Origin of the sequence: Streptomyces sp. NPDC005496, from assembly GCF_042872045.1 — a bacterium.
Taxonomy (GTDB): Bacteria; Actinomycetota; Actinomycetes; order Streptomycetales; family Streptomycetaceae; genus Streptomyces.
In genome coordinates, this window is sequence record NZ_JBIAJQ010000012.1 from 327,698 (window position 1) to 352,883 (window position 25,186).

23 protein-coding genes and 4 pseudogenes are annotated in these 25,186 nt (G+C 68.8%); 10 read left to right on the forward strand and 17 right to left on the reverse strand.

Going from position 1 to position 25,186, the window contains the following annotated elements; translation table 11 throughout:
- Positions 1-91 precede the first annotated feature (91 nt).
- The 3 genes and pseudogenes from ACFYQQ_RS32650 to ACFYQQ_RS32660 all read right to left on the reverse strand — a co-directional run bounded on the left by ACFYQQ_RS32650 (position 92) and on the right by ACFYQQ_RS32660 (position 1,922).
- Positions 92-1,084 (reverse strand): sigma-70 family RNA polymerase sigma factor, encoded by a 993-nt coding sequence (locus ACFYQQ_RS32650; protein WP_356175058.1) that lies wholly within the window; start codon positions 1,082-1,084, stop codon positions 92-94.
- Positions 1,085-1,190: 106 nt separating this feature from the next.
- Positions 1,191-1,429 (reverse strand): annotated as a pseudogene (locus ACFYQQ_RS32655) (alpha/beta fold hydrolase); the annotation flags it as partial.
- 370 nt (positions 1,430-1,799) lie between these two features.
- Positions 1,800-1,922: a hypothetical protein gene (locus tag ACFYQQ_RS32660; protein ID WP_388906219.1), complete on the reverse strand. Its 123-nt coding sequence runs from the start codon at positions 1,920-1,922 to the stop codon at positions 1,800-1,802.
- Here ACFYQQ_RS32660 and ACFYQQ_RS32665 point away from each other — a divergent pair.
- Complete coding sequence (locus ACFYQQ_RS32665; protein ID WP_356243969.1) at positions 1,905-2,309, forward strand: hypothetical protein; 405 nt, start codon at positions 1,905-1,907, stop codon at positions 2,307-2,309. The two genes, ACFYQQ_RS32660 and ACFYQQ_RS32665, sit on opposite strands and share 18 nt — an antisense overlap.
- A gap of 238 nt (positions 2,310-2,547) precedes the next feature.
- Here ACFYQQ_RS32665 and ACFYQQ_RS32670 read toward each other — a convergent pair whose 3' ends face one another.
- From ACFYQQ_RS32670 to ACFYQQ_RS32685, 4 genes are all read right to left on the reverse strand, one after another.
- Positions 2,548-2,805 carry a DUF6221 family protein gene (locus ACFYQQ_RS32670; RefSeq protein ID WP_355794762.1) on the reverse strand — a complete coding sequence of 86 codons (258 nt, stop codon included), beginning with the start codon at positions 2,803-2,805 and terminating at the stop codon, positions 2,548-2,550.
- 33 nt (positions 2,806-2,838) lie between these two features.
- A protein-coding gene (locus ACFYQQ_RS32675) for an IS5 family transposase (RefSeq protein WP_355794764.1) occupies positions 2,839-3,716 on the reverse strand; the annotation gives its coding sequence in 2 pieces (ribosomal slippage) (positions 2,839-3,356 and positions 3,356-3,716; 879 coding nt in all).
- 614 nt (positions 3,717-4,330) lie between these two features.
- Positions 4,331-4,825 (reverse strand): GAF domain-containing protein, encoded by a 495-nt coding sequence (locus tag ACFYQQ_RS32680; protein ID WP_355789772.1) that lies wholly within the window; start codon positions 4,823-4,825, stop codon positions 4,331-4,333.
- A 736-nt stretch (positions 4,826-5,561) separates the two neighbouring features.
- Complete coding sequence (locus ACFYQQ_RS32685; protein WP_356243972.1) at positions 5,562-7,025, reverse strand: FG-GAP repeat protein; 1,464 nt, start codon at positions 7,023-7,025, stop codon at positions 5,562-5,564.
- Positions 7,026-7,643: 618 nt separating this feature from the next.
- Here ACFYQQ_RS32685 and ACFYQQ_RS32690 point away from each other — a divergent pair.
- Positions 7,644-8,168, forward strand: a complete 525-nt coding sequence (locus tag ACFYQQ_RS32690) for a hypothetical protein (RefSeq protein ID WP_355789777.1) — start codon at positions 7,644-7,646, stop codon at positions 8,166-8,168.
- A 312-nt stretch (positions 8,169-8,480) separates the two neighbouring features.
- Here ACFYQQ_RS32690 and ACFYQQ_RS32695 read toward each other — a convergent pair whose 3' ends face one another.
- Both ACFYQQ_RS32695 and ACFYQQ_RS32700 read right to left on the reverse strand, forming a co-directional pair.
- Complete coding sequence (locus ACFYQQ_RS32695; RefSeq protein WP_356175076.1) at positions 8,481-9,182, reverse strand: DUF4142 domain-containing protein; 702 nt, start codon at positions 9,180-9,182, stop codon at positions 8,481-8,483.
- 817 nt (positions 9,183-9,999) lie between these two features.
- Positions 10,000-10,362, reverse strand: a complete 363-nt coding sequence (locus ACFYQQ_RS32700; protein ID WP_356243976.1) for a hypothetical protein — start codon at positions 10,360-10,362, stop codon at positions 10,000-10,002.
- A 416-nt stretch (positions 10,363-10,778) separates the two neighbouring features.
- On the opposite strand from ACFYQQ_RS32700, the gene ACFYQQ_RS32705 reads away from it, so the two are divergent.
- Positions 10,779-12,362: an aminotransferase class V-fold PLP-dependent enzyme gene (locus ACFYQQ_RS32705; RefSeq protein WP_356243979.1), complete on the forward strand. Its 1,584-nt coding sequence runs from the start codon at positions 10,779-10,781 to the stop codon at positions 12,360-12,362.
- Positions 12,363-12,935: 573 nt separating this feature from the next.
- Here ACFYQQ_RS32705 and ACFYQQ_RS32710 read toward each other — a convergent pair.
- Positions 12,936-13,784 carry a helix-turn-helix transcriptional regulator gene (locus ACFYQQ_RS32710; RefSeq protein WP_356176247.1) on the reverse strand — a complete coding sequence of 283 codons (849 nt, stop codon included), beginning with the start codon at positions 13,782-13,784 and terminating at the stop codon, positions 12,936-12,938.
- Between the two features lie 136 nt (positions 13,785-13,920).
- Between ACFYQQ_RS32710 and ACFYQQ_RS32715 the strand changes: the two genes are divergently transcribed.
- The gene (locus ACFYQQ_RS32715; RefSeq protein WP_388906227.1) at positions 13,921-14,775 is read left to right on the forward strand and encodes an NAD-dependent epimerase/dehydratase family protein; all 855 of its coding nucleotides are present in this window, start codon (positions 13,921-13,923) and stop codon (positions 14,773-14,775) included.
- Between the two features lie 476 nt (positions 14,776-15,251).
- Here ACFYQQ_RS32715 and ACFYQQ_RS32720 read toward each other — a convergent pair whose 3' ends face one another.
- The gene (locus ACFYQQ_RS32720; RefSeq protein ID WP_355792591.1) at positions 15,252-15,809 is read right to left on the reverse strand and encodes a hypothetical protein; all 558 of its coding nucleotides are present in this window, start codon (positions 15,807-15,809) and stop codon (positions 15,252-15,254) included.
- Between the two features lie 491 nt (positions 15,810-16,300).
- On the opposite strand from ACFYQQ_RS32720, the gene ACFYQQ_RS32725 reads away from it, so the two are divergent.
- Positions 16,301-16,678 (forward strand): hypothetical protein, encoded by a 378-nt coding sequence (locus ACFYQQ_RS32725; protein WP_356176242.1) that lies wholly within the window; start codon positions 16,301-16,303, stop codon positions 16,676-16,678.
- 250 nt (positions 16,679-16,928) lie between these two features.
- Positions 16,929-17,642: a PRC-barrel domain-containing protein gene (locus ACFYQQ_RS32730; RefSeq protein ID WP_356243984.1), complete on the forward strand. Its 714-nt coding sequence runs from the start codon at positions 16,929-16,931 to the stop codon at positions 17,640-17,642.
- A 105-nt stretch (positions 17,643-17,747) separates the two neighbouring features.
- Here ACFYQQ_RS32730 and ACFYQQ_RS32735 read toward each other — a convergent pair.
- A pseudogene (locus tag ACFYQQ_RS32735) lies at positions 17,748-18,158 on the reverse strand (DNA polymerase III subunit alpha); the annotation flags it as partial.
- A 30-nt stretch (positions 18,159-18,188) separates the two neighbouring features.
- Complete coding sequence (locus ACFYQQ_RS32740; RefSeq protein WP_356243987.1) at positions 18,189-18,491, reverse strand: PHP domain-containing protein; 303 nt, start codon at positions 18,489-18,491, stop codon at positions 18,189-18,191.
- Between ACFYQQ_RS32740 and ACFYQQ_RS32745 the strand changes: the two genes are divergently transcribed.
- Positions 18,442-18,753: a hypothetical protein gene (locus ACFYQQ_RS32745; protein WP_356243990.1), complete on the forward strand. Its 312-nt coding sequence runs from the start codon at positions 18,442-18,444 to the stop codon at positions 18,751-18,753. The two genes, ACFYQQ_RS32740 and ACFYQQ_RS32745, sit on opposite strands and share 50 nt — an antisense overlap.
- Before the next feature lie 86 nt (positions 18,754-18,839).
- Positions 18,840-20,987, forward strand: coding sequence for an MMPL family transporter (locus ACFYQQ_RS32750; protein WP_355794015.1), 2,148 nt, complete (start codon positions 18,840-18,842; stop codon positions 20,985-20,987).
- A 112-nt stretch (positions 20,988-21,099) separates the two neighbouring features.
- On the opposite strand, the gene ACFYQQ_RS32755 is transcribed toward ACFYQQ_RS32750, so the two are convergent.
- A complete protein-coding gene (locus tag ACFYQQ_RS32755; RefSeq protein ID WP_356176233.1) occupies positions 21,100-22,551 on the reverse strand; it encodes an ATP-binding protein in 1,452 nt (483 codons plus the stop codon).
- Positions 22,548-23,240: a response regulator transcription factor gene (locus tag ACFYQQ_RS32760; RefSeq protein WP_356176232.1), complete on the reverse strand. Its 693-nt coding sequence runs from the start codon at positions 23,238-23,240 to the stop codon at positions 22,548-22,550. The genes ACFYQQ_RS32755 and ACFYQQ_RS32760 overlap by 4 nt, the downstream gene beginning before the upstream one ends.
- Before the next feature lie 99 nt (positions 23,241-23,339).
- On the opposite strand from ACFYQQ_RS32760, the pseudogene ACFYQQ_RS32765 reads away from it, so the two are divergent.
- Positions 23,340-23,555, forward strand: a pseudogene (locus ACFYQQ_RS32765) (hypothetical protein); the annotation flags it as partial.
- 2 nt (positions 23,556-23,557) lie between these two features.
- Positions 23,558-23,853: pseudogene (locus ACFYQQ_RS32770) on the forward strand (transposase family protein); the annotation flags it as partial.
- A 72-nt stretch (positions 23,854-23,925) separates the two neighbouring features.
- On the opposite strand, the gene ACFYQQ_RS32775 reads toward ACFYQQ_RS32770, so the two are convergent.
- Both ACFYQQ_RS32775 and ACFYQQ_RS32780 read right to left on the reverse strand, forming a co-directional pair.
- Positions 23,926-24,357, reverse strand: a complete 432-nt coding sequence (locus ACFYQQ_RS32775; RefSeq protein ID WP_355793645.1) for a VOC family protein — start codon at positions 24,355-24,357, stop codon at positions 23,926-23,928.
- A gap of 191 nt (positions 24,358-24,548) precedes the next feature.
- Complete coding sequence (locus ACFYQQ_RS32780) at positions 24,549-24,800, reverse strand: hypothetical protein (protein WP_355789090.1); 252 nt, start codon at positions 24,798-24,800, stop codon at positions 24,549-24,551.
- Positions 24,801-25,186: the final 386 nt, after the last annotated feature.

Sequence of the window (25,186 nt, forward strand, 5' to 3'; positions counted from 1 at the left end):
GGTTCCCGCACCCCCTGGCGCGGTCACGCCCCTTGAACCGGACAGCCCGCCGATTCCTGACAGGAGCAAGGTGTGACGTGCGCCACATGGGTCACAGGGCTTCGGCCAGCACGGGGGAGCCGAAGCCGCCGGCCGCCCAGCGCTGCGTCGCGCGGTGCAGCTTGTCCGGGTTGACCTGGCTGCGGATCGCGACGATGCCCTCCGGCGTCCGCTCCAGGCACATGATGCCGAAGACGCGCCCGTCGACCACGGCGACGAGCGCGGGACCGCCGTTGGCGCGGATCGCGTACAGGTCGGGGGAACCGCCGACCAGGTCCCGCTTGGCCTTGGCCGGCTTGAACATCCCGCGCAGGAACTTCGCCACCGCGCGTGCGCCCTCCCAGGCACTGGCCCGGGCCGGCACCTTCCCGCCGCCGTCTCCGACCGCGATGGCGTCCGAAGTGAGCAGTTCGATCAGGGGCTCGATCCTTCCGCTGGTCGCGGCGGCGAGGAACTCCTCCACGATCCGGCGCGCGGCCGATGTGTCGATACCGGCCCCCTCCTCGCCGGGGACGGCGCCGGGAGTTCCGCCGAGAGGCCCTCGCTCCCTGCCCTGCGCCACGTGCTTCTTGGCGCGATGGTAGGTCTGCTGGCTCACGTCCACGCTGAGATCGAGGATCTCGGCGATCTCGCGGTGGGAGTACGCGAACGCCTCCCTGAGGACGTACACCGCGCGCTCCTTGGGCGAGAGCCGCTCCAGCAGGACCATCACGGCGTACGACACCGACTCCCGCTGCTCGGCCGTCTCCTCCGGGCCCAGCATCGGGTCGCCTTCGAGCAACGGCTCCGGCAGCCATGCACCGACGTAGGTCTCACGGCGGGCGCGGGCCGATGTCAGCTGGTTGAGACAGAGGTTGGTGAGCACCTTGGTCAGCCAGGCATGGGGGACGTCGATGCGGGCGGCATCTGCGGCCTGCCATCGCAGATAAGTCTCCTGGACGACGTCCTGTGCCTCACTCGCCGAGCCGAGCATGCGGTAGGCGATGGCTTCGAGGCGCGGCCTTGCCGCCTCGAACTGGTCGACGTCGCTGAAGGGCAGGGCCATTCCAGGATCCTACGCAGACGGCTCCTTCGATCTTCAGGTGGTCGGGGGCCCGGCAGATGGTTGCGGGCGCCGTACGCACGGGACCCGCACGTGCCCGGAGGGGCGGCTAAGTCGTAAGGAAGCCGAGGATCACGGGGTTGAGGACGTCGGGGTGGACGGACAGCATCCCGTGCGGGTATCCCTCGTAGGCATTTTAGTGGCGTTCCGCAGGGTCTGGGCGCTCTTGGGTCCCGCGTCCGCGTAGGGCACGACCGGGTCGTCGGTGCCGTGCGTGAGGAGCACCGGGACATCGATCTTCCGCGGGTCCTCGGTGAAGTGCGTCTCGGGGAGGCCTTGGATGCACTCGCCCAAGTGCCGTCTCGCAGTGGCGCCGGGTTCCACAGCTCCGGGTGATGAGGTGCTGTCGTAGTGGCGGGTGGATCCGCTGATCGCAGGGGTTCGATAGGAGTGCGAGCCGATCAAGAGCGACGGTGATTCCGGACAGGACCCGACTCGTCCGGTTGCGGCTCTCTCTCCGCTATGTCCGCCACCTCCCGCACGCAGCTCGCCACCGAGAGGTGTCCGCTGTGCGGTGTCCCCAAATGACAAGTCCTGCGTCTCCTTTGGTCAAGCGGCCCAGGCCCGTCCAGCTCTACGGTGACATCACCGCAGAGACGCGGCCAGCCACCGGAGAGGCACACCCCACCCCTGCGCACGTCCCCTTCGGACGGGCCGGTCACAGCCGGCTCACCAGGCCCGCGTCCTCGGGCGCCGCCGCGGGGTCGGTGATCTGGACGGCGCCGTCACGGAGGCGCGGGCGGGAGCGGACGACTCCGCCAGGGTGCTGGGCCCCGACCATGCCGACACCCACCGCTGGCGGGCGAGCCTGGCCCGGTTCCTCGCCGAGAACGGCGAAGCGGTCGAGGGGGTACGCCTGCTGCGAGTCCTGTATGCCGAGTCCCAGACCTTCGGCTGGCAGCGGAAGGACGAGGCACGGTCAATACGCACGGCCCTGGTCACGGCGCTGGAGCTGAACGGCGACCTCCAGGAGGCCCTGGACCTCCTGGAGGATGAGATCGAAGCCGAACGGGGGACGATCTACGGCATCGACGAGAACCTCGGCGACTACGAGATGAAGCGTCTGCAAGAGTGGCGCACCCGGCTGGTCGCCGAGGTGGCCCTACAGGACTGGAACCGGCGGAGGAAGCACGAGCGGAGCAAGGACTCCCCGAGGGGACAGCTGTAGACCAGGGAACCACACAGGAAGTCCGCGTGGATGCCGACTTGTCGGTATGGACGTTCGCAGAGGACATCAGGAAGAAGCCCACGTCAAGATCGACAAGTACGGACACGTCCTCCACAGTCACCTTCCTCCGCCGGGCAGTCGCTGAGGCCGGGAAGCCGAAACGGCCGAGTAAGTATGAGAGCTACTGCCCCGAAACGTGCGCCCAGGTGTCTCAGCTAGAGACTGTCTCCTTGAAAGGCTAGGGGCGCCATTCCTGCTGGTAGGCGGGGTGTTCGGCGTATGACTGGCCAAGGACTCGCAGTGCGTAGGCCAGGCCGACCGAGCGGGAGTCCGAGGGGTCCATGGCTTTGTAGTCCTTCGCCAGTTGCTCGATCAGGTCGAGCATGGGGAGGTGGCTGTCGAGTAGAGCCTCGCCGCCCAGGACGCCGGCCACATAGGCGTAAGCGTGGTTGTCGTCCATGATGCGTGCGACGAGGAATTCCACAAGATCGTCCATGTGGACATCCTTGCGGGCAAGGTGCTTGGGCGGTCAAGCGAGTGTCCAGATGAGGATGGCGGCGACGTGGAGTGCGGCCTGGTAAGCGATGGCGAGCTTGTCCGTTCGCATGGCCAGGCCGCGCCATTGCTTGAGGCGGTTGATGCACCGTTCGACGGCGTTGCGCTGCTTGTACTCCTCGGCGTCGAAGGCTGGTGGGCGGCCTCCGTCGCGGCCGCGCCGCAGCCGGTGGCCGACCTGGTCGGACGGCTGCGGGATGACAGCGCGGATTCCGCGTCGCCGGAGGTGATTGCGGATCGCGCGGGAGGAATACGCGCGGTCAGCCAGGACGACATCGGGTCGGGTTCTGGGTCGGCCGGGTCCGCTTCGCAAAACACGGATGCCGGCCATGACGGTCTCGAAGGCCGGGGCGTCGCCCGCCTGGCCTGCGGTGACGCGAAGGGCCAGTGGCCGTGCACGGCTATCGCTGGCGAGGTGGACTTTCGTGCTCAGGCCGCCGCGGGAGCGTCCGAGGGCGTGGTCGTCGGGTTCGGCCCGGCCTGGTGCCCCTTTTTCCTGGCGCCGGCAGCATGCTGGTGAGCCCGGCAGACGGTGGAGTCCACCGAGACGGTCCAGCCGATGTCGGCGTCAGCGTCCGCTGCTGCCAGAACTGCGGCGAGGATGCGTTCCCAGGTGCCGTCCACGGCCCACCTGATCAGGCGTTTGTGAGCGGTCTGAAACGAGCCGAGTTCATCCGGCAGATCCCGCCAGGGCGAGCAGGTGCGGTACTTCCACGCGATGGCTTCCAAGGTTCGGCGGTGGTCGGCCCATCGTCGACCGCGGACCGGATCGGCTGGCATCAGCGGCTCGATCCGGTCCCACATCGCATCAGTGATCACTAATCGGACAGACACATCCAATCGACTGACCATCCGATCACAGAGACACGCTCTAGGCGGTTTCGTTTGGATCATCGGGGCGGGCTGGAGAAGATGCCCGCGATGTGGAGTCCGGCCAGGTAGACAGTGGCGGTCTCCTCATAGCGTATGGCGATGCCGGGCCACTGCTTGAGGCGGTTGATGCACCGCTCGACGGTGTTGCGCTGTTGGTAGGTCTCGCGGTTGAAGGCCGGTGGCCTGCCGCCGCGGCTGCCCCGACGCCGCCGTGAAGCTGAGCGGGGAGCCGGTCGGGGACGGCGGCCGGACCCATCGGCGACCTCGACTACGTCCGCCAGAGCATCGACCGCCTACCCCTCCCCGCAAGGGCAAGCCGCCCTACCACCGCAACGGCCGCACGGCCGGCGACGGATGTATCTGCGGGGCCAGGCACTGGGCACGGTCGAGCGGACACACAGCCCTCCACCTCACAGGGAGTTGAGGGCTCTCGCCTGCCTTCCTAAGCGAGCCCCGTTGACGGGGGACCGTCTCTGTTTCGACCAGAGCCTGCACCCGCTCGCACACAGTGTCATTACAAGTGGCTTCCTGGCCAGCGCGTCCAGTACACGTTTCATGCGCAGAGCCGTCACCGGCTCGCCTGCGCTCGTAATTCAGCGGCTTTGGGTGGCGGCGGTGTGGAGGTGTTCGAGGGCGTCGAGGACCATGGTGTGGCTGTGCCAGTGGAGCCACCGGCCCACGGCGGCGCCGGTGTTTTCCAAGGTGGTGAGCTGGGTGGGACTGAGGCCGGCAAGGGGCTGTTCGTGGTGGGAGGAGATCCTGCCGAGCAGGTGCCCGCGGCTGGTGAGGGGGAGGCTGTGGGCGGCGCGGCTGCCGGCCTGAAGGATGGCGTGGCGGGAGCCCTCGTCGAAGAGGTCGGCCGATTCGACGTCCTTCACGGTGATCTGCTGACGCTGCTCGGCGGCTTGCGCGCACAAGGTGGTCGAATCCTGGACGAAGGCGAAGAAGTCGGTGAAGTACAGGTTCAGGCCGGTGTGTTTCTCCAGGCGCAGCATCCCGTGTTCGGCGAGCTGGACGTTGCCCATGTCGGTCTCGGTGACGTGCAGTACCCGGCGCAGCGCCGCTCGGAGGACCGTGGAGACGGCCATCACGATCGCCAGTCCGTGCTGGCCGATCCGGCGGCAGGATCGTGCTGTTGTTTCGCACCGTCACCTCGACGGCGCCTTCACGTGCTTCCAAGGTGCCCGCCCGGCAGGCACCCACGGACGCAAGTCGATCGCCATCGCCGGGGATGGCGAGGAGGACCTCGCCACGATCGCAGCCCTCGTCCACGCACTCGGCTTTGACCCGGTTGTGGCCGGACCACTGGCGGAATGCGTCCGCATGCAACCAGGCACCGAATTGCTCGGCGCAAACATCGACGCCACCGAAGTGCGCGCGATGCTCGACCGATTCCCGACCTCTGCCGCTGACCGTGTCCTCGCCGAAGCCGGCTCATCTCCGACGTGGAATGACCGGACGGCAGGAGCGTCCTCGAAGACGACGTCCCGCGACGCCTCAAAGCGTGGCACTTGGCGCCCACACCCCACTGGATTTCGAAAGCGCACATCGAACTGGCCGACGCCGCATTGCCCTCGCGTCCAGCACCACCCGTGCCGCCCAGCCCAAAGCGCAGCATCTGTTCCCGAAGACCGGGGATAACGCGGCCCCCAGTGGTCGCTGTCGATGATCACGCACTCCACATCACGCCATGTATGCACGGCTCGCGCAGGAGAACCGCCCCGCCCGGTGACCGCAACACCGGTGCAGGCGGACGCTGTTGCTCCGTGCAAAACCCAAGGGCGGTGCAGGTCGACCAGTGGGGGCGGTCCGACCGCCGTCCGGTCAGTCTCCGAGCACCGATCCGAAGGACTTGTTGCGGTAGGTCAGGCCGAACGTCTTCTCGCTGAACGACACCGCGCCGGACGTCGTGAGCCCCGAGGCGCTGCCGCGCAGGATCCAGTCGGCACCGTCGGAGTAGTGGACGTCGTCGTCGAAGACGTCCTCGCCGCGTGCGGCGGCGGTGAGGTCCGCGCGGCCGTCGCCGTTCAGGTCCTGAAGCCTGAGGCCCGATCCCATCTGGTCCGCGAACTCGGCGGTGCCGGGCACACCCGCGGTGTTCTGTGTGAAGGACTGGGCACCGGTGCCGGTCAGTCCGGAGGCCGAACCCTTGAGCAGCCAGAACGCTCCGGCGTACTTGAGGGTACCGACGGTCTCGGTGGGCGCGCCCACTGCCGCATCCGCGTAGCCGTCGCCGTTGACGTCGCCGACGGAGATGGGACCGCCGAAGCCGTCGCCCGCCTCGTTCACGCCCGGGACCCCCGCGGTGTCCTGGTCGATCAGCCGACTGCGCGTGCTGCCCGGGATGCCGCCGGCGCCGCCGTAGTGGACGGCGATGGTGCCTGCTCCCGAGGCCCCCTGCCCGTAGGTGACCAAGTCGTCGAACCCGTCCTTGTCGAAGTCGCCCGCCGCCCGTGCGTGCGCGGCGGCGAGCGGCACGCTCGCGGGATTGTCGGTGAACGTCATACCGTCGGCGCCGCCCGCGTAGTAGCCGAACCACACGCCCGTTTCCCCGTGCTCGTCGTCCTCGTAGTCGTCGTCCCCCGAAACGGCCAGATCGTCGGCGCCGTCGCCGTCGAAGTCGCCCGCCGCGATCGATCCCGTCCCCCTGGTCACCTCGGAAGGGCCCGTCGACAGGTCGGTCTGGGCCGGAGCCGTGGTCCGCGTGAATCCGTCCCCGAACACCGAGACTCCGGAGTGGCCGGTGACGGCGAGCTGGTCGTGGCCGTCGCCGTCGAAGTCGCCGACCGCGAGGCCGGAGCCGTACAGGTAGCGGGCGGACGAGTCCGACGCCGCGTACACGGTCAGCGCACCATTGACGAGCCCTCGGGGGCCACCCCACAGGATCTGGACGATGCCGAGGTCGGGAGCGGCCGAGGCCCTCTCCAACGGCACGCCGACGGCCAGGTCGGTGTAGCCGTCGCCGTCAAGGTCGCCCGTGGCGTAGGACGTGCCGAACTTTTCGTATGCCTCGGCCGTGCCCGGAACTGCTGGGGTGTTCTGGCTGATCAGTGCGGAACGGCTGGTCGAGACGCCGGAGGCCGAGCCGTACAGGACGGTCAGCTGCCCTGCCTGTGTCTGTCCGCTCACCTTGGCCTTGGGAGTGGCCACCACCAGGTCCTTGTAGCCATCGCCGTTGAAGTCGTCGGCTGTGGCGCCGACGGCGGAGGCGGGAGTCGCGAGGGGCAGGACCAGGCCGCCTGTCGCGAGCACTGCCACAGCGGTGGCTGCCAGAAGTCTTCTACGCACGTCGACCCTCTTCACTTCGGTTTGGCACTGTGTCACGCGGGTGACTCCTGGGTCGGCTGAATGGTTGCCCTGCACCATCGGTCAGGACCGGGAAACACCGCCGCAGGCCCGGCAGGCCGCCCAGAAACGGTGAGAGGCCCGCGGCTGGAGTCGTTGGATCACCAGCGACGTGAACCGGACCCGGCTTTACCAGCGTGTCCCTCGTCACCGTCGAATGCCAGCGGCAGCTGGCCCTCGCCGCCAATGTCTTCGATCTCTTCGATCTCAGGGAGAGACCGTCTGAGCAGCGGGCGCACGGAGAATCTCGTTGTGGGTTCGCGGCGCGACTCTGATCGTCCCTCGACGGCCGTGGAGAGGTGCTCCAGAACCCGGAGGTTCTTGCGGATCCGCACAAGCCGGCACGATTCGCGCCAGGAGAGCCGGCCTGAGCCGGTGTCGCCCGTCGCGTCGACCGCTCCAACTCCGCACGCTCGTCATCGGAGGGCAGCAGCGGCTGAATTTTTGCGCCGCGACGTGGAACTGACGCACCAGCAGTAGAAGTCCCACACCTATAAACGATCAACTACTTGTGCAGGACGCTGGTCCGGCATGATCATCCAGGAGTGAGGTGAGGGTTCCGTGATCAGCCACATCAAAAGGGCTCGCACACTGTCCCGTGGCGGTGCGGTCGTGGCCCTCGCGCTGCTCGCGGCCGGCTGCAGTCCGGCCGAGCGCCCGTTGGTTGCTATCGGCAAGGGCACGGACGGAGACGTACGAGCTCTGCTGCGGCCCTGCTCGGACGGCGACGCCATCCAAGAGGTCGTGTTCCTCAGGAGTGACGAGAAGGGGGACACAGCGGACCGTGCTGCCCAGGACGGCTGGTCGATCCACCCGATCGGTTCGGTCACCGGTGAGCAGGAGTTCAGCCTCTTCAAGCTCCCGACGGGCTGGCAGGGCAAGGCCGATTCCGTCACGAAGCTGGCATCGGAGGGGGACTACTCGGTGAGGTTCATCGTCGGGGCGAACCAGACGGTGCGCTACAAGGCCCTCACCAGGTTTACCCAGGCGGACATCGAGAGCCTGGCCCCTGGGCAGTGGTGGTGCGACGGAAAAGCCATGAGCCGCGCAGAGTTCCTGGCCCAGGTGGACGACGCCTGCTCATAAGCCGGTGTCCCCTGCGGTGAGCCGGACGTACCTTTCGTAAGCCGGGTAGTTGAAGGGTGGTTGTCACAGCGAGGGCGCGGCGCACGGCACAGCTGTCACAGCGTCTCGTGAGGCTTGTCCTGCGGTTCGCCGCCCTACGGCCGCACTTTCGACTGTGGGATGAGTGGCTCCGCAATCTCCCACAACACGTCCCGGAACGAGCCAGCTGCACCTTCCCCATGGACAGCCCGACAATCCAACACCGTGTAAGACTCGGACTTACACGGCGGGGCAGAGCCACGTCGGCGGCGGTGGGGAGAGCCAGGTGCGCTCCTACCCAATGGTCGGCTGACCACCATTGACGACGGAGCCCAGATCCAGGGGCGTGGAGGTAGGGCTGGGCGGCGGGCTGAGTACGACCTGGGGCTGACCGGGCACCGGGGCCGGCGGTGTCATGTCGGTCTTGGGCAGTTTCGGCGGGGTCGTCTGGTTGAAGACTGTGGTGTCGAAGTCGATGAGACCGGTCTTCTCCATCACGGTGATGTGGTCGAGCACCGTGTTGTTTGCCTGATCGGCCAGGGCGCGAATCAGCGTGTTCTTCGTGGTCGAGCGGACCTTGGCGATTGTGTTGAAGATCGAGCCATGCGTCATCCGGAGGATGTTGGCGAAATCGACGTCGAACTGCCTCCCTGACTCTCCCTGGAGTTTGGTGACGAACCCCACCTGCTGAGGGCTCGCCACATTGGGCAGCGTGATGTTCAGCATTGGTGCGATCTTGCGGCAACTGGCGTCCAGGGCCGCGTGCCCGTCGACGAGGTGCTGACTCGCGACCTTCACGGCCTTGCTCTGCCCCTTCTGCAGCCCGATCAGGCCGAGCGGGTGCTCCCACAGGCCGGCAGCGCGCACCTTGACCACGAAGTCCCGCTCGCCCTCCGTCAACGGCCCCCATTGCGTGTTGGCGATGATCCGGTCGTTCGAGGTCGTCGTCGTGTCCAGCCCCAGCACGGCCGGGTAGACCAAGGCGGCGAGCGTCATGATGAGAGCACCGACCACGAATAGTGTTCCGACCATGTTCCGCGAACGCCGCACCGGTTCTCCCCTTGTTCGATAACCCGCCAATGTTCCCACCCCCGAGACGCGGGGCGTTGAGGAGTACGCAGTGAAAGGGGTTCCCGCTCATCGCGGGGCAAAGGAACTGTGGTCGCTCGTACTCATCGTGGCACCCTCTGGTTCACAGCAGGGTGGGGTCGAGCGGGCAACGCCTAAGGTTTCGGTGGGGGACGACTGCCCCCTCGATCGCATCCCGTACGGGGACCACAGCGGCCGGCAGAACCACTTGAACGCCTTCGGCCTGCACATCGCCTACGACACCTACCGTGCGGAGCTGACTCCGGAGGAGGAAGCCTCGAACCAGAAGATTCGCGCGCCTCGGGTTCGGCGTAGTCGAGAGCGTTGGCGACGTCGGCGGCTGTGGTGCTGTCGAAGGGGCCGGTTCCGAGGTGCCCACGTCTCGCCCTGTATGGCCCTCCGGGGCGATCGCACTGGCCACCGACGATGAGGTCAGGGCGCAAGCAGCACCCGCGAGCGCGGGAACTTGACCAGCAGGACCACGCTCTGTATCTGAAGCACTGGAGGAAAACAGCCGCCATCTCCGGGGCGACACCGGGGGTCGCGGGTCTCTTACTCGATCCGCCTAGTGCTATATGCGCGGCCTCTCCGGGAGTCCGGCCGCGGCTGCCGCGTAAGCCGTGACAGCCCGATCTCCCGGTCCATCTCGTGGAACGTCGAAGCCCCCGCTGCGGCGTGGTGGCCGGCGGGGGCGTCACGAGGTGGGGGTCGAGCCTGGGGGTGTTTAGACGGAGGCGACCTTGGGCCAGCCGATGTCGCCTGCGGGAACGGTGGTGGGGGCGGTGGGCCAGCCGATGTCCCCGGCCTGGATCGCGGTGGGGGAGGTGGGCCAGCCGATGTCCCCGGCCTGGATCGCGGTGGGGGAGGTGGGCCAGCCGATGTCCCCGGCCTGGATCGCGGTGGGGGCGGTGGGCCAGCCGATGTCCCCTGTCTGGATGGCGGTGGGAGCGGACGGCCAGCCGATGTTGCCGGCCTGGACGGTGTGGGCCGGGCGGCCGGTGTCCGCGGCGTGGGTGGCGGTGGTGATGGTGAGGGCGGCGGCGGTGAGGGTGGTGATGGTGGCGGCGATGCGGACGATGCGGTTCATGGCGGGTTCTCCCTTGGGTGTGTCAATTTCGTGTTCGGGGCTTGGCAACCTTCTGCCAAGAAGATTGGCAACGCATTCTCGTGAATGGGTGGGGAATGGATCGCATTTGACTCGACATGCCCGCCAGAACCACTCCATGCCCAGACCGAAACCGCCTCACAGGCCCTCTCGAAGCGGTTCTGGCCTGCGGTTATGTGTTGTGTCGGCGCGTCGGGGAAGTCTTTGGCAACGCTCGGCAATCCCTCAAGAAGAAACCCGGGAACACCTCAGCCGGCACCGGTGGGGTGGCGTTTTGTCGGTTTGCCTTGAGTGTGGCCGGAGCCCGTGTTGCCAACTCCCATTCTTTCCAGGCAATGTATTGCCAAGAAGGAGGCAACACATTGCCTCATATGTGTTGTTGACGGGGGAGGCCCACAGTGAAGGCGATACAGCTCGATCAGCTGCGGGTGGATCTGAACACCGCCGGCGCCGGCGCCCTGTCTCCTGTGGTGGCGGAGGTGATGGCTCGCTGGACGCGGGTGGAGGACCGGGAGGGCCCGCTGGTGGTGCAGGAGCGTCTCGCGGACGTCCTGTACGGGGAGTTGCCGCGCCGGCTGGGCGTCATGCTGGGTGCGCCGGCTGGGGATGTGGTGGTGTGTGGCGGGGGCGATCAGGCGTTCACGGCGGTGATGTCCCGCCTGCCCCTGAATCCTGGGGAGCGTGTGTGGGTGAGCCCGTACGCTTCGCCCGCGCAGCTGTCTGCACTGGTTGCGCTGCGGGCGCGTACCCGCTGCCGGATCGAGGTCATCGCGCAGGACGCGGACGGGGAGGTTGATGTGGCGTGGATGGCCCGCCACCTCGATGAGGACGTCGCTCTGGTGTGCCTGCCGTATGTGTCGGCGGTCTGCGGCACCGTCCAACCCGTCCACGAGGTCGGGGCCTTGCTGGCCGGGCACCGCTGCCTCTACGCGGTCGACGCCTCCCACGCGGTTGGACAACTACCCCTGGACGTGGCCGCCTTCGGCTGTGACCTGCTCACCGGGGACGGCTGGCGTTTCCTGCGCGGCCCCCACAGCGCGGGCTTCGCCTACACCGCACCACGCCTGCACGAGGTCCTGGCCCCGCACGGCGGCCTGCCTCCCCTGCCCGCGCCCGCCCCGGCCCTCGCCGCCCTCAACACCGCCCTCACCCACCACCCCACCACCGGCGCAAACTCCGCCGCTGGCCCTGGCCTCAGCACCGACAGCGACCCTGGTAACAGCAATGGCGTTAGCGACGGTACGAACCCCAGCACCGACCTGGGCACCGCCGGCTGTGACACCGGTGCCGACGTCGGCACCGGCGCTCAGATCGGCCGGTTGACGTCTTTGCTGCGCGTGGCCGTCTGCAGCAGTGCCGGTAGCGAACTGATCGCCGCTGGTGGCCGGCAGAGTGGCATCGTCACCTTCCGCCACGCCCAGGTACCCGCTGCCGTGCTGCGCCGCCGTCTCGCGGACCGCGGCATTCTGGTGGACAAGATCGTCGCCGATGAGAGCCCGCTGTATCTGCCCCGGCGTGGTATCACCACAGCCGTTCGTGCCAGTGTCAGCCACGACATCACCCCCGGCGACATCACCCGGTTCGCCAACGCCCTGCATGACGCCATCGCCCAAGGACACTCCCAGCCCACCCCCCACACCCCCTCCATCCCGTTCGCGGCCTCCGCGCCGGGCACTGCGCCTACCCCGCCCAGCCTGCATACCCCTTCCTCCCGGCGTACCGCGTCCGCGCTGCGGGCCCCCGTCACGTTGCGCGCTGTGCCGGCTCTGCCTACCGACGCGGAGTGTGAGTCGGCCCCGCTGCCTGCTTCGGTTCCGGCTCCGGTCGGGGCCTTCGTGCCGCTTCCGGACGCCGTACCGGTCTTGGAGCCGACTGCGTCTTCTGCCGAGTTTCTGCGTCTGGTTTCGTCGCTGCCATCGAGTTCGCGTCGGCTTGCCGGCGCTGCAGTTGGTGCGGACCTACGGCCGCTGCACGGAGCTTGACAAGGGCTGCTCGCGCTGCCACGACGCGGGTCTCGCCTGTGGACTGCCTGCCGTCATGCCAGCCGGGCTGCTAGTACATGCGCGTGTCGCTACGCCGTTCAGTTCCACCATGCCTGCCAACGCGGCATGACGGCACCGGCCGGTCCGGTGACTGTTGCCTGTGCCAGGTCGTGGGACGAGCTCGTCAGCGAGGGCGGGAAGGTCCGAGTCGTTGCGCCGCACATCGCCGAGGCCCCCGTAGCCGAGGGTTGCTCGCGCACGGTGCAGTCCGATGCAGGGTCGGTGACCGCACCGGCAGCGCGCACGTCGGCTAGGGCGGGTTTCACTCGCGTGTGACGTGTGCTCGACGACCGGGATCACCGTGGCATAGCGGGCCCGGTTCGGCTACACCGCACCAGCCGGCACGACCGACGACGGACGCTTCCGCAGGCTTACGGTGCAACCTTTGTCGGAGCATGCGCAGCGCCTGTTCGACGCCGGCAACGCGGGGGCCAGTGCCCAGAGATGCGCCAAGTCATCGCCGAATGATGCAGAGAAGGGAATTTCCAAGGCGGCGCTCGCGCACGCTCGTGGTCACGAGCCCGTCGGTGTCAGGTCCTGCAAGCCCACCACCCGCAGCAGTTGCAAGCGCTCGTAGGACTCCGTGCCCGGGCGGGCCGTGTGGATGACGAGCTGCTGGTTGTGGTCGGAGTTGACGAGGATCTCGCATTCGAGTTCGAGGATGCCGATCGCAGGGTGCCGGAAGCGTTTCGTGGAGGCGCGGCGTACGGCGACCTCGTGTTCGTCCCAGAGGCGTGCGAACTCCTCGCTCGTGGCGCGTAGTTCGGCGACGAGGGCGGCGGGTTCGGAGTCCGTGGGGCGAGCCGAGGCCACCGCTCGCAGGCCGGCCACCTGCTCGCGGGCGCGCTCGGGGCGGTCCTCGGGCGGGAACAGCTCCTGGGCCGCCGGGTCCAGGAAGAAGCGGCGGATCATGTTGCGTCCTCGGGGCGGTCGGGCCAGGACGTCTCCGCTCAGCGCCCGCGACAGCGCGTTCTGGGCCAGGACCTCGCCGCAGTCGGTCACGACCATGGCCGGGGTGTCGTGCAGCCGGTCCAGCACCAGGAGCAGACCCGGGCGCACATGCGTGCTGGTCTCCTCTCGGCGCGGAGGCTGCTCGTCCGTGAGGTGGAAGAGATGGTCGCGTTCGTCCTCCGTCAGGCGCAGGGCGCGGGCCAGCGCGGTGAGCATCTGGCGAGACGGGCGCGGGCCCCGGGATTGCTCCAGCCGTGTGTAGTAGTCCACGGACATGCCGGTCAGCTGGGCCACCTCCTCGCGGCGCAGCCCCGGCGTACGGCGGCGGGCGCTGGCCGTGAGGCCCACGTCGGAGGGGGTCAGGCGGGCGCGAGCGCGGCGCAGGAAGTCGGCGAGTTCGGCTCGGTTCACTTCTCCAGGGTGCGTGAGGCCGGCCGACTTATCCAGGGACTCCCGATCCCCTGATCCAGAGGTCTCTCCCCCTCGTACCCGCATCCGCCGAGGCTGGTCATCGACGACAGGCGACACAATGCGTGAGGAGCACATCATGCTGACTTTGGTGACCGGTACGACGGGACAGGTCGGACGCCGCTTCGTGCCGAGGCTGCTGGCCCAGCTGCAGCTGGGCGAGCAGGTGCGCGTCCTGGTACGGGACGCCGCCCGCGGCGAGCGCTTCGCGGAGCTGGGCGCCCAGGTCGCCGTAGGAGACATGCGCGAGGAGGAGACCCTCGGCAAGGCGCTCGCCGGCGTGGACGCCGTCGTGAACGTCGCCGCCTCCTTCCGCGGGGTGCCGGACGAGGAGGCATGGGCCGTCAACCGGGACGCGGCGGTGGCCCTGGGCCGCGCCGCCCAGGCCTCGGGCGTGGAGCGGTTCGTGCAGGTCAGCACGAACAACGTGTACGGCGTGGGACGGGGCCGCCCGCTGACCGAGGAGGACGAGAGCCGGCCGGGAGGCCAGATGTGGGGCGCCTACCCCGAGTCCAAGGCCGAGGCCGAGCGCGAACTGCTCGCGCTCAAGGGCCTGGACGTACGCATCGGACGGCTCCCCTTCGTCTACGGCGAGGGTGACCCGCACCTCGCCGACGTCCTGCACTGGGCCGACCGTTGGGCGCCGCACCAGCGCCTGCAGATGGCCCACCACGCGGACGTCGCCCAGGGCCTGATGCGGCTGCTGTACGCGCCGGGCATCGCCGGCCGGATCTACAACATCGCCGATGACGCCCCCGTCACGACGGTCGAGCTCTACCAGCTCAACGGCGTCGAGGTGCCCGCCGGGCTCCAGGAGCTCACAGACCCCGACCCGTGGTACGGGATCACGTCCAACCAGCGGATCCGCCGGGAACTCGGCTTCCGGCCGATCTACCCTAGCGTCTGGACGGCCCGGGACGCCGGGGCTCTGTGACGGTCACGGCCCCTGGCCAGCCCACCACCGGCAACGCAATCATGGTCACCACCAGGTACAGCACCCGGTAGCACCAGGTAGGACCGCACGATCGACGCGGCAACGGAGGGCACCGGCGTGCCGCGGCTGCGCGTTCGCCACGTTGATCACACCGAGGTCTGCTGGTGACACGTAGCGCGCCGTACCGGTGACAACCACCGTGAGCGGGAGCCAGGGGCGTGACCTGCTCACCAGCGCCACCCGCCCGCTCTGGCACGACCGAAGCCGCAGTTCAGCGGATGCTGGTGGTGACGCTTATCGTGCTTCGGCTCAACGGATGAGCCGAGGCACGATAAACGGTGACCATGTTGTTCTGGCGATCAGCGTCGGTGCCGTGGTTGGCTCGGGTACGTACTGGACGCAGTTCACGCTTGACCCTGGCCCAGCGATGAAGGGGACACAGGGGGCAGGTTTCGGGCCCGAGCACCCCGCTCGACTCAGCGCCGTGTCTCGTCCACTTCCGCGAAGCCCTCGTCACGGTTCCAGCGCAGCAGCGTTGTCCATTCCGAGGACATCCTCTCGAAACGCAGGCCCTGAGAGCCGCGTACCACCGACACCTTCTCCCACCCGTCGAAGTCCTCGGTGACCTTCGTGTCCCACCGGGACGGGCCATCGGTACCGACGGCTGCCACCGACTCCGTGGGAGGCTCGCCGTCCGCGCAGTAGGGCCCCCAGTTCGCGATGACCGCGACTGTGGTGCCGAACGGCGTCACCGTCATGCTCCCGCACGGATCGGACGTGGTCCGGTGCACGAGGTGCGGCGCGCTCCACGCCCGTGCTCCCGGCCTACGGTGCTGCTCCACGAGTCCGCGCCCGGCCGCGTAGGACAGGCCCACCCGGCTGCCGTCATCGAGCGTGACCTCCTCCTCGAAGCGGGCGTGCGCCGGTGGCGCGGTCGTCGCGGCCCCGGCCCCCGAATCCGACTTCCCGCATGCCACCGCGAACCCCAGCAGCACCACCGCCGCGGCCGCAGCAGCCTGCCGAACACCGCGCATCTTCACAGCCCTCCCTCGCCCACCCCGTACCGCAAACGTCCCGGCAGTAGACGCTACGTGATGGCGGCACGGGCTGGGGGCACCTCGGGGACGGCTACTGCGCGGACGGGCGGACGCGCCGTCCGCTGGGCCTGGTCCGGGGGCGGCAGGGAACGGGTCGCCCCACAGCGGCCACGGAGAAGCGGCCCTGCCGGGCACTCGAGCCTTCCTCACCACCGCCATCCATACCCACCGATGCCCAGCGCAGTCGGCCGCGGCTGCCCGCTGCGCCTCGCCGAGGCAGTCACGCCGCATCATGGCGAGTACGACGTCGGCCCGGGCAGGGCGGCACAGGACGCGCACGAGGTGAGGCCGACCTGGGCAGCCAGGGGTTTCCTCGGTGGTTGACCGTTTCCTGTCGAGGTGGGCAACGCGGCGGTTGTCGACAGTCGGGCACGGCGCACGTCAGTCTCGAAGCTCCGTCAGCTCGAGATCGTTACCGAGGAGCCCTCATGATCATTCGCCAGCAGCTCTCCGTCGCCCTGGCCACCGCCGCTCTGGCGACGGGTCTGGTCACCGCTGCCGCGCCGGCGTCGGCGAAGCCCGCCCGTGTGGCCGCCGCGGAGTGCGGAGTGCGCGCGGACGGCAAGCTGTGGTGTGGCAACCGCGTCGGCGCCAAGGGGTACGCGCACCGCTCGTTCAGCTCGGCGGTGCGCGGTCCGCTGAACTCGTCCTTCAGCTGGTTCGCCTGTTGGGGTCCGGGTGACTCGCACGGCGGCGGCAACAACGTCTGGTACTGGACGCAGCTCGACAACGGACAGTGGGGCAACGTGCCGGCCTCGGACGTGCACACGTCCGTCGACCCGGCCCCGGGCCTGCGCCAGTGCTGAGTCGCCCGCCGGGCGTATGAGCGGGCCTGTTTCTCCTCTCCGGGGAAGCGGGTCCGCTCCTGCTGTCCGTCGCCCCTCACGTGCTGGTGACGCATGTTGGCGCGCGCCTCAGAGCGATCCTCCTCACCCGCCGTGCCTTCCATGACAAAAGCTTAGATTTGTGTTTTTTGCTGCATTTTATGGTTAGCCGGACGATGAGGCTAATGGAAGAAAAGCGCGATCACGCAGGGAAGCGGGAGGAGGTCCGGGAATGATCACGCGAGAGCAGATCTCTACAGTGCTGGATCATCCGGTCCACGACGCGGAGGGCAACAAGATCGGCGACGCCAAGCACGTCTTCCTCGACGATGTCACCGGTCGTCCCGAGTGGGTGAGCGTCAAAACGGGCCTGTTCGGCACCAGCGAGTCTTTCGTGCCCATCCAGGACGCCGCCGTGGTTGAGGACCACCTGGAAGTGCCCTACTCCAAAGACAAGGTCAAAGACGCGCCCAACGTCGACGTCGACGCAGGCGGCCACCTGTCCGTACAGGAGGAGCACCAGCTGTACGAGTACTACGGCCTCGCCTGGGACGCGGCCTGGCAGCAAGCCAATCAGCCAGATGAAGGTGGCTGGGCTCACGCCGGCGCCACGACTTCTCCCGACACCTCTCCTGTCGGCGCGCCGGAGAGCCGCTACGAGGACACCACCGCCTCGGGCATCGCGCGCAGCGGCGAAGAGCACCCCGACACCGCCACCCCGCAGAGCGGCTACGACGACACCACCGCCTCGGGCATCGCCCGCAGCGGCAAGGAGCAGGAGGAGGAGGGCACCGTCGCCGCTGGTTCCGAACGCCCCAGAGACCGCGAGGCGTCGACGGGCGTCGACGAGCGGATGCGCGGCACTGAACGCGGAGAGACCGAACGGGCCCGGTTGCGCCAGTACTACATCACCGACGAACAACAAGGCCGCTCCGATATGCCGTGAAGGATCCCCGCGGAGGGGGCGGGGCGGATCGGATCAAGCTCGCATTGGTGCGCACCGCAAGGCGATGCGCAAGAAAGCTAACCCCCCGGGACCGCGGGCCAGGGATCAGTCACAACCTCCCAGGGCCCGACTCCGGGGGCGCATCGTCCAACGACGCCGGGTACCCGCCGTCACGCGGGTGCCGGCGCGATGAAGAGAGCCGGCATTCCGTCCTGACCGGACCCGGTCGGAACAGCGAGATGTCTGCGACAACGTTCTGCCGCGACCGGCGAGTTCCCGCAGCTCTGGCAGTTCGGCGAGGGCGCCGCGGATGTCCCGGGCCCAGATATGCGGGAAGCTCTTGGCGAAGTCCCCGACCACCTGCGGCGGGATGCCGAGAGCGAGGCCGGTATCGCGCAGGGCGTGCCGGGCCCGGTAGGTCTCCGGCATCCCGGTGACCGCAGTCCGCTCCCGCCCGAACCGGGCGATGACCGCGTCATACACCTGAAGGCGCCGCTCGGATTCCACATCGAGGTCGAAGTGCGCATCGCCGCGCGTCGGCGTCCGTTAACGGCTGACAGCAGGACTCGGTGCGGTGAGTGGGGCAACGGCCACGTTGACGCCGAAGGTCGGGCGGGTTCCGGCGGCCGTGGCGGCTTTGGCGAAGCGGACAGTGCCCGCGACGGTGTCCCCGTCGGTCAGCGCCAGCGTCGCCATCCCACGCTCAGCGGCACGCTGAACGAGGGCGTCGGGCAGGGATGCGCCGTAGCGGGCCGAGTAGGTGATCGGTGGCTGCTGCCAGGCGAGCTGTCGGCTCCCTGTGCCCGGACACGAAGTTGACGCTGGAGAGGCCGACCCGGACGTCGTCATCGCGGTGACCCGGTCGGTGGACCTGCTGCGTGAGGGGCGCGGGCTCCTGCTCGACCTCGTCGACCGTGCGGAGGCCCGCGACGCCTCGGCCGCGTGGACCGGACGGGTCAACACCGTCACCGCCCGCACGGACCGGGTGGACGTCGACGCGTTGCTCATTCGGCACGACGACTGTGTCGCCCGGGCTTTGCCCACCGGGCAGGACCTCGACGCCACCACGCTGGTGCGTGCGCTGGGCGCATGGTTCCGCCAACCGGTCTGAGCAGCGCATTAACAGTCGTCTCAGGTTCGCTCCGTAGGAAGTCGGCATCCAGACAAGCGATGCAACTCTTACGTAGGAGGCTAGTGATGGCAGTCAACGCAGCGCCGTCCGGGGAAGCACCGGCCGGTCGGTTGGCGGGCCGGTGGGTGCCGTGGTTGGTGATTGGCTTGTGGCTGGTGCTGGCGGCGGCCATGGTGCCGCTGAGCGGAAAGTTGAGCTCGGTCACCACCGACAGCGCCGTGGACACCCTGCCGGCCGGTGCCGAGTCCACCAAGGTGGCTGCGCTGGACGACCGTCTCCCCGGTGGTGACAGCAACACGTTCGTCTTCGTGTACCACCGTGCCGGCGGCATGACCGACGATGACCGCGCGACGGTCAAGCGCCAGTACAACACCCTTGCCAAGCGGTACCCGCCGAAGGCGACGGCGGCGGCCGGCGAGGATGACGAGGGCGCACCGCTGAGGCCCTCCAGCGATCGCAAGGCGATGATGTTCACCCTCGAGGTGAGCACGGCCTACGGCGCACCGGAGGACATCGTCGGCCCATTGCGTGACGCCGCGAAGGACCGCCCCTCCGGCCTGGAACTCGACGTGACCGGCCCGGGCGCTATCGACGGCGACATGGATGCCGTCTTCGACGGCATCGACGTGCAGGTCCTCCTCACCACCATCGTCGTCGTCACGCTCCTGCTCATCATCACCTACCGCAGCCCGGTGTTGTGGATCATCCCGCTGGTGGCCGTGGGCGCGGCCGCACTGACCGCGATGGGGACCGTCTACCTGCTTGTCAAGGGCTTCGGCATCGTGGTCAACGACCAGAACTCGGCGCTGCTGACGATCCTGGTATTCGGCGTCGGCACGGACTACGCGCTGTTGCTCATCGCTCGATATCGGGAGGCGCTGCACCACCATGAGAACGTCCGGGTCGCGATGGTCCACGCGCTACGCGGCGCGGCGCCGGCCATCGTCGCGTCCGCGGCCACCGTGGCCGCAGGCCTGCTCTGCCTCCTCGTCGCGGACCTGAACAGCACCAGCGGGTTGGGACCGATCGGTGCGGCCGGCATCCTGTGCGCGCTGGTGGCCATGCTGACGCTGTTCCCGGCGGTGCTCGTGGTGCTCGGCAGGCGGATCTTCTGGCCGGCCGTCCCGCGGTTCAGCACAGCCGTGGGGGAGAGGCCGGGGCTGTGGGGACGGCTCGGTACCGCAATCAGCCGCCGTCGGTGGTTGGCGACGCTCGGCTCGCTCGGCGTCCTCGGCGTGCTCGCCCTCGGGCTGGCGGGCAACACCGGCGCTCTGCGGGAGCAGGACCAGTTCCTGTCCGCGCCGGAGTCGGTCACCGGCTTCACCGTTCTCCGCCAGCACTTCCCGGAGCTCGGCGGCCAGCCGATGACGATCTTCACGCGGCCGGCGCACCAGGAGCGGGTGCTCGACATCGTCAAGGACACTCGCGGGGTGGCCCGGGCCATCCCGGAGCAGACCAGCGGGGGCTGGGTCAACATCTCCGTGTTCCCGAAGGACGCGCCGGACACCGTCGCCGAGTACGACACGATCAAGCGGGTGCGCACCGCCGTGCACGCGGTGCGCGGGGCGGAGGCGATCGTCGGCGGGCCAAGTGCGGAGAACCTCGACACCGAGGTGACCACCAAGCGCGACGAGAAGCTGGTGATCCCACTGGTGCTGGCCGTCGTCCTGATCGTCCTCGGGCTGCTGCTGCGCGCGATCCTGGCCCCGCTGGTCCTGATGGCCACCGTGATCGTCTCATTCGCCGCGGCCTTCGGCGGCAGCGTGTTCGTCTTCGACACGATCCTCGGGTTCAAGGGGATCGACTATTCGGTGCCGCTGTTGGCTTTCCTGTTCCTGGTGGCGCTGGGCGTGGACTACAACATCTTCCTGGCCAGCCGGGCCCGGGAGGAGACCGTGCGTCTCGGCACCAGGGAGGGCATGCTCAAAGCTCTCTCGGCCACCGGTGGCGTCATCACCTCGGCAGGCATGGTCCTGGCGGCCACGTTCGCGGTACTCGCCACGCTTCCGCTGGTGATGTTGATCGAGGTCGGGTTCCTGGTCGCCTTCGGAGTGCTGCTCGACGCTTTGCTGGTGCGGTCGGTTCTGGTGCCCGCCCTCACCTTGCTGATCGACCGCCGGATCTGGTGGCCGAGCCGGCTGTCCCGTCCAGCGGCGGAGCTGGCGGACGGTCAGCCGCTCGCCGACGACGAGGAGCCCGCGCTGCAACGGTGAGCGCGGCGGCACGGACGAGATCCGGGACAGGGCCCCAGGCCCCGTCCCGGATTTTCTTTCAAGGGCCCGACGGTCGCCGCCCTTTGGTCCTGCGCCGCGCCGTCGGGGCGGGTCAGTACGCCGCGGTGTCATCCCCGGCGGTGAGCCGCGCGATCGGGGCGGGCGGGGCCGCGGCCGGAAGGTCGACCCGGAGCAGCGCGCCACCGCGTGCGGAGCGGGCGACGGTGGCCCGGCCGCCGTGGGCGTCGACGACCCGCTGCACGATCGACAGCCCCAGACCGGATCCCGGAAACGCCCGGGCGCTGTCGGCACGGTAGAACCGGTCGAACACCCGCGGTACATCGGCGGCGTCGATGCCCGGCCCGGCGTCGTCGACCTCGAGCACCGCCGAGGTGTCTTCGGCACGGAGCCGGACCTGGACCGGCTGGTCCCCGGGGGACCACTTGCCGGCGTTGTCGATGAGGTTGAGCACCGCCCGCTCGAGCGCAGCGGGACGCCCGCTCACCCAGACAGAGGTCACGTCGAGCGCGACCTCCACGTCGGGCACGCGGGAACGCGCCCGGGTCGCGGCGGCCACCACCACGTCGGCGAGGTCGAGCACCTCGGTGCTCTCGTCGCTGACGTCACCGCGCGCCAGGTCGGTCAGCTCGGCGACAAGGGTGCTCAACTCGGCCACCTGGGCGCCGAGATCGTTGAGAAGCCGGGTCCGGCTCTCCGCCGGCAGTGCGCTGTCCAGGGTGCCGCGCCGGTCGAGCCGGATCAGCAGCTCAGCGTTGAGGCGCAGGCTGGTGAGCGGGGTCTTGAGCTCGTGGGCGGCGTCCTCGGCGAGCAGCCGCTGGGCCCGCCGGGAGTCCCGGAGTGCGGCGAGCATGTCGTTGATCGACTGGATCAGCCGCCGGATCTCCCCACCGCCCTCATCCGGGATGTCGGCGTCGAGATCCCGGGTGTGCGCGACACGTACCGCGGCGGCGGTCAGCCGGTCGATCGGTGCCAGCCCGGCCCGTGCCACGGTCCGCCCGACAAGGGTGCCGCCGGCCACGCAGAGCAGCCCGATCAGCAGCATGCCGAACCCGAACTGGTTGATCGGGCTGTCGTCGGCGACCTGGGCCACCTGGACCGCGCCGTCGCCTGCCCGCAGCGTGTAGATGAGGTAGCCGTCCTCGTCGCCGTCGTCGGACTCCATCAGGTCGGCCGACGCGCCCTGCGCCACGCGCCCGGCGTGCTCGCTGACGGGGGGCAGCGCGGGTTGGCCGGCCGGCGTCCGGGTCGAGCCGTCGGGCAGGATGACCCGCACCAGACGACCGGAGCCGGGATACGGCGGTAGCTGGACCCGCGCCAGACCGGCGCGCTCCGCGTTCGTCGCCAGGACGCGGGAGTCGGCGCGCAGTTGACTCTCGGCGGTGTCCCGCAGCTCCCAGCCCAGGAGCTCGCTGGCCACCTGGAAGGCCACGAACACGCTGACCGCGATGGCCGTCGCCGCGATCACCGTCAGCCTGCTCCGCAGGGACCGCCGGCGCCACCATCGGGTCAGGCGGCGCGGTTCCCGGCCGGCGGGCCCGCTCACGGAGGAGTCTCCCGCAGCACGTAACCCAGGCCGCGCAGCGTGTAGATCAATCGCGGCTCACCCTCGGCCTCCATCTTGCGGCGCAAGTAACTCACGTATACCTGGAGGTTGTTGGCGGTGGCGCTCATGTCGAAGCCCCAGATCGCCTCGAACAGCACGTCGCGGGTCAAGACCCGGGTCGCGTTGCTCATGAGGACCTGCAGGAGGGAGAACTCGGTCCGGGTCAGGCGCAGCGGCCGCCCGCCCCGCCACGCCTCGAACCTGTCGGGGTCGAGCCGGACGTCGGCGAACGACAGGATCTGCGACTCCCCGTCGGCCGGCGTGCGCCGGCGCAGCAGGGCCCGCACCCGGGCCAGCAACTCCTCGGTCGCGAACGGCTTGGGCAGGTAGTCGTCGGCGCCCGCGTCCAGCCCCGTGACCCGGTCGGACACCTGGTCACGGGCGGTCAGCATCAGCACCGGCAGATCCCGACCCGCGGCCCGCAACCGCCGACAGGTCTCCAACCCGCCGAGGCGGGGCATCATCACGTCGAGGATCAGCAGATCCAGCGTGTCGCCCTCGGCCCCACCGACCCCGTCAAGAACGGCGAGTCCGTTGGCGACGGTGCTGGTGTCGTAACCCTCCACCTGGAGCACCCGCTCCAGCGACTCACGGATGGCCGCTTCATCATCCGCGATCATGATCCGCACGCCTGCCCGCCCCCTTCAATCCATGTTTTTGCCGCTCATTGTCCCCGATCAACCTGAGGCCAGCATTAGAGCGTCGCTGGGGACCGCGCTCTTACGGACACCTGGGACAAGCGCGCCACCGCCTACGGCTACGACAAGCTGGACCAGCTCACCGAGGTCACCGCCCCCGGCGGCGCGGTCACCGCTTATGGCCACGACAAGCTCGGCTACGTCCCCTCACGCACCGACGCGGGCGGCCCCGTTACCACCTACGGCTACGATGCGGCCCGCCGCCTCACCTTGGTCACCGACCCGCTGACGCCGGAGCCTGCCTGAGCAGGGCATGGGAGGAATCCGGCGCCGGGGCCGCCATCGGCCGGACAACCACGATCGCCGACGGCGGCTACCCCGGAACCGGCCTCGTCATCGCGCACCGCCGGCCGCGGGGCGGCGAAGTGACCACTGGTAGGCCGAACACAACCACGACCACAAACGGGTCCGAGCTCGAGTCGACGAGCACGCCTTCGTCCGGATGAAGACCTGGAAGATCCTGCGCGACTGCCGCCTGAGAGGGGACGGTGTGCGCCACGCGACGCACGGCGTCGCACGCCTACACAACCTCGCTCTTGTGGGTCGACTCCCGCCGCATGCGGGACCTGAGAGGTCCATGGGCGACGGCTCCCCAACTCGCAGTCTCGGAGGAGAATCAGTCGAGGCAGAACTCGTTGCCCTCGATGTCCTGCATCGTGATGCACGACTCGTTGACACCATCGGCGCGCTGCGTCAGTACGCGTTTCGCGCCGAGCGCCATCAGCCGCGCGCATTCGGCCTCGAGTGTGGCCAGGCGCTCGTCACCTACGAGCCCGGCGCCGGCCCGCACACAGAGATGCACCCGGTTCTTGACGACCTTGCCTTCGGGAACTCGCTGGAAGAGCAGGCGCGGGGCCACACCCGAGGGATCAGTACACGCGAAGTAGATCTCGTCCTCGGGCGGCAGCGAGCGGTGGTACTCCCCCCACGTGGCAAAGCCCTCCGGGACCGTCGGTACGACGTACCCCAGCACCTCGCACCAGAAGGCTGCGAGGCGCGCAGGTTCCGCGCAGTCGAAGGTCACTTGGAACTGTTTGATCGTTGACATCGGCGCACAATAACAGGGGCTTTCCTCATCTCCCCGGGTCGGCAGGTCCGCTCGTTGTCGGTCGGAAGGAGGCACCAGCTGTGTCGTGCAGCAGGGGGTGAACCTGCGGCCCGGCCGCCTAGCCTCCGCCCAGGGCTCGGCAGCCCCGCAGCACCCCACGCAGCGCCTGGTCAAGACACCACAGCCGCGCGTCAGGCATCGGTGGCTGTCAGGTGGTAGGTGGTGTCCACCCAGAACCCGTCACCCGTGTCCGCTTTGATCTCCAGCACGTAATGTCCGGGGAGCAGCGGTGCGAGCGCACCCCACAGCCCCCACGCGTAGCGCCGCGTGAAGCCCGTTCGGAACTGTCCGGTGAACTCGCCGTTGAGGCGGGCCAAAGCCTCCGCAACCGGAAGGCTCACAGGCGTCTTCGAGTAGCTGCGCGAGTGCTCTTTGTTGAGCACTGGGAACTGGCGACTTTTCGAGGCCGTCGACTACCGGTGAGCGCAGACCTGGTTCCGTACCGCACATGACCGCCGCGCTGGGCCGTGAACTGCTGGACGGGAACCGATAGCGCCGCACGGCGCTGCCACAGTCCTTTAAGCCACGGCTTAAGGGCGTGGCCACACCACACGACACCCCGGAGCATTCATGGCATTCGGCGTGTCCGGGGAAGCCCGATGCCGGCCCACTGGGTACACCGCCTTCGACAAAAGGGGAGTGCGCATGACCACTTCACCGACTTCGCCCCGGTTGCGCACACATCGTGCGCGGCTCAGGTGTCTTTGAGCGGTGACACCGCTCGGCCGACCCGGGCCTGCTCCTACATACGTGTTCCGCACCCAGAACC

Coding starts and splice junctions, on each gene's coding strand:
- ACFYQQ_RS32650 (WP_356175058.1), bottom strand. CDS start 1,084: ATGGCCCTGCCCTTCAGCGACGTCGACCAGTTCGAGGCGGCAAGGCCG.
- ACFYQQ_RS32660 (WP_388906219.1), bottom strand. CDS start 1,922: ATGGTCGGGGCCCAGCACCCTGGCGGAGTCGTCCGCTCCCGCCCGCGC.
- ACFYQQ_RS32670 (WP_355794762.1), bottom strand. CDS start 2,805: ATGGACGATCTTGTGGAATTCCTCGTCGCACGCATCATGGACGACAAC.
- ACFYQQ_RS32680 (WP_355789772.1), bottom strand. CDS start 4,825: ATGGCCGTCTCCACGGTCCTCCGAGCGGCGCTGCGCCGGGTACTGCAC.
- ACFYQQ_RS32695 (WP_356175076.1), bottom strand. CDS start 9,182: ATGACGCTCGCCGCCTTGGTCTACCCGGCCGTGCTGGGGCTGGACACG.
- ACFYQQ_RS32700 (WP_356243976.1), bottom strand. CDS start 10,362: ATGAACCGCATCGTCCGCATCGCCGCCACCATCACCACCCTCACCGCC.
- ACFYQQ_RS32715 (WP_388906227.1), top strand. CDS start 13,921: ATGCTGACTTTGGTGACCGGTACGACGGGACAGGTCGGACGCCGCTTC.
- ACFYQQ_RS32720 (WP_355792591.1), bottom strand. CDS start 15,809: ATGCGCGGTGTTCGGCAGGCTGCTGCGGCCGCGGCGGTGGTGCTGCTG.
- ACFYQQ_RS32725 (WP_356176242.1), top strand. CDS start 16,301: ATGATCATTCGCCAGCAGCTCTCCGTCGCCCTGGCCACCGCCGCTCTG.
- ACFYQQ_RS32730 (WP_356243984.1), top strand. CDS start 16,929: ATGATCACGCGAGAGCAGATCTCTACAGTGCTGGATCATCCGGTCCAC.
- ACFYQQ_RS32740 (WP_356243987.1), bottom strand. CDS start 18,491: ATGACGACGTCCGGGTCGGCCTCTCCAGCGTCAACTTCGTGTCCGGGC.
- ACFYQQ_RS32750 (WP_355794015.1), top strand. CDS start 18,840: ATGGCAGTCAACGCAGCGCCGTCCGGGGAAGCACCGGCCGGTCGGTTG.
- ACFYQQ_RS32775 (WP_355793645.1), bottom strand. CDS start 24,357: ATGTCAACGATCAAACAGTTCCAAGTGACCTTCGACTGCGCGGAACCT.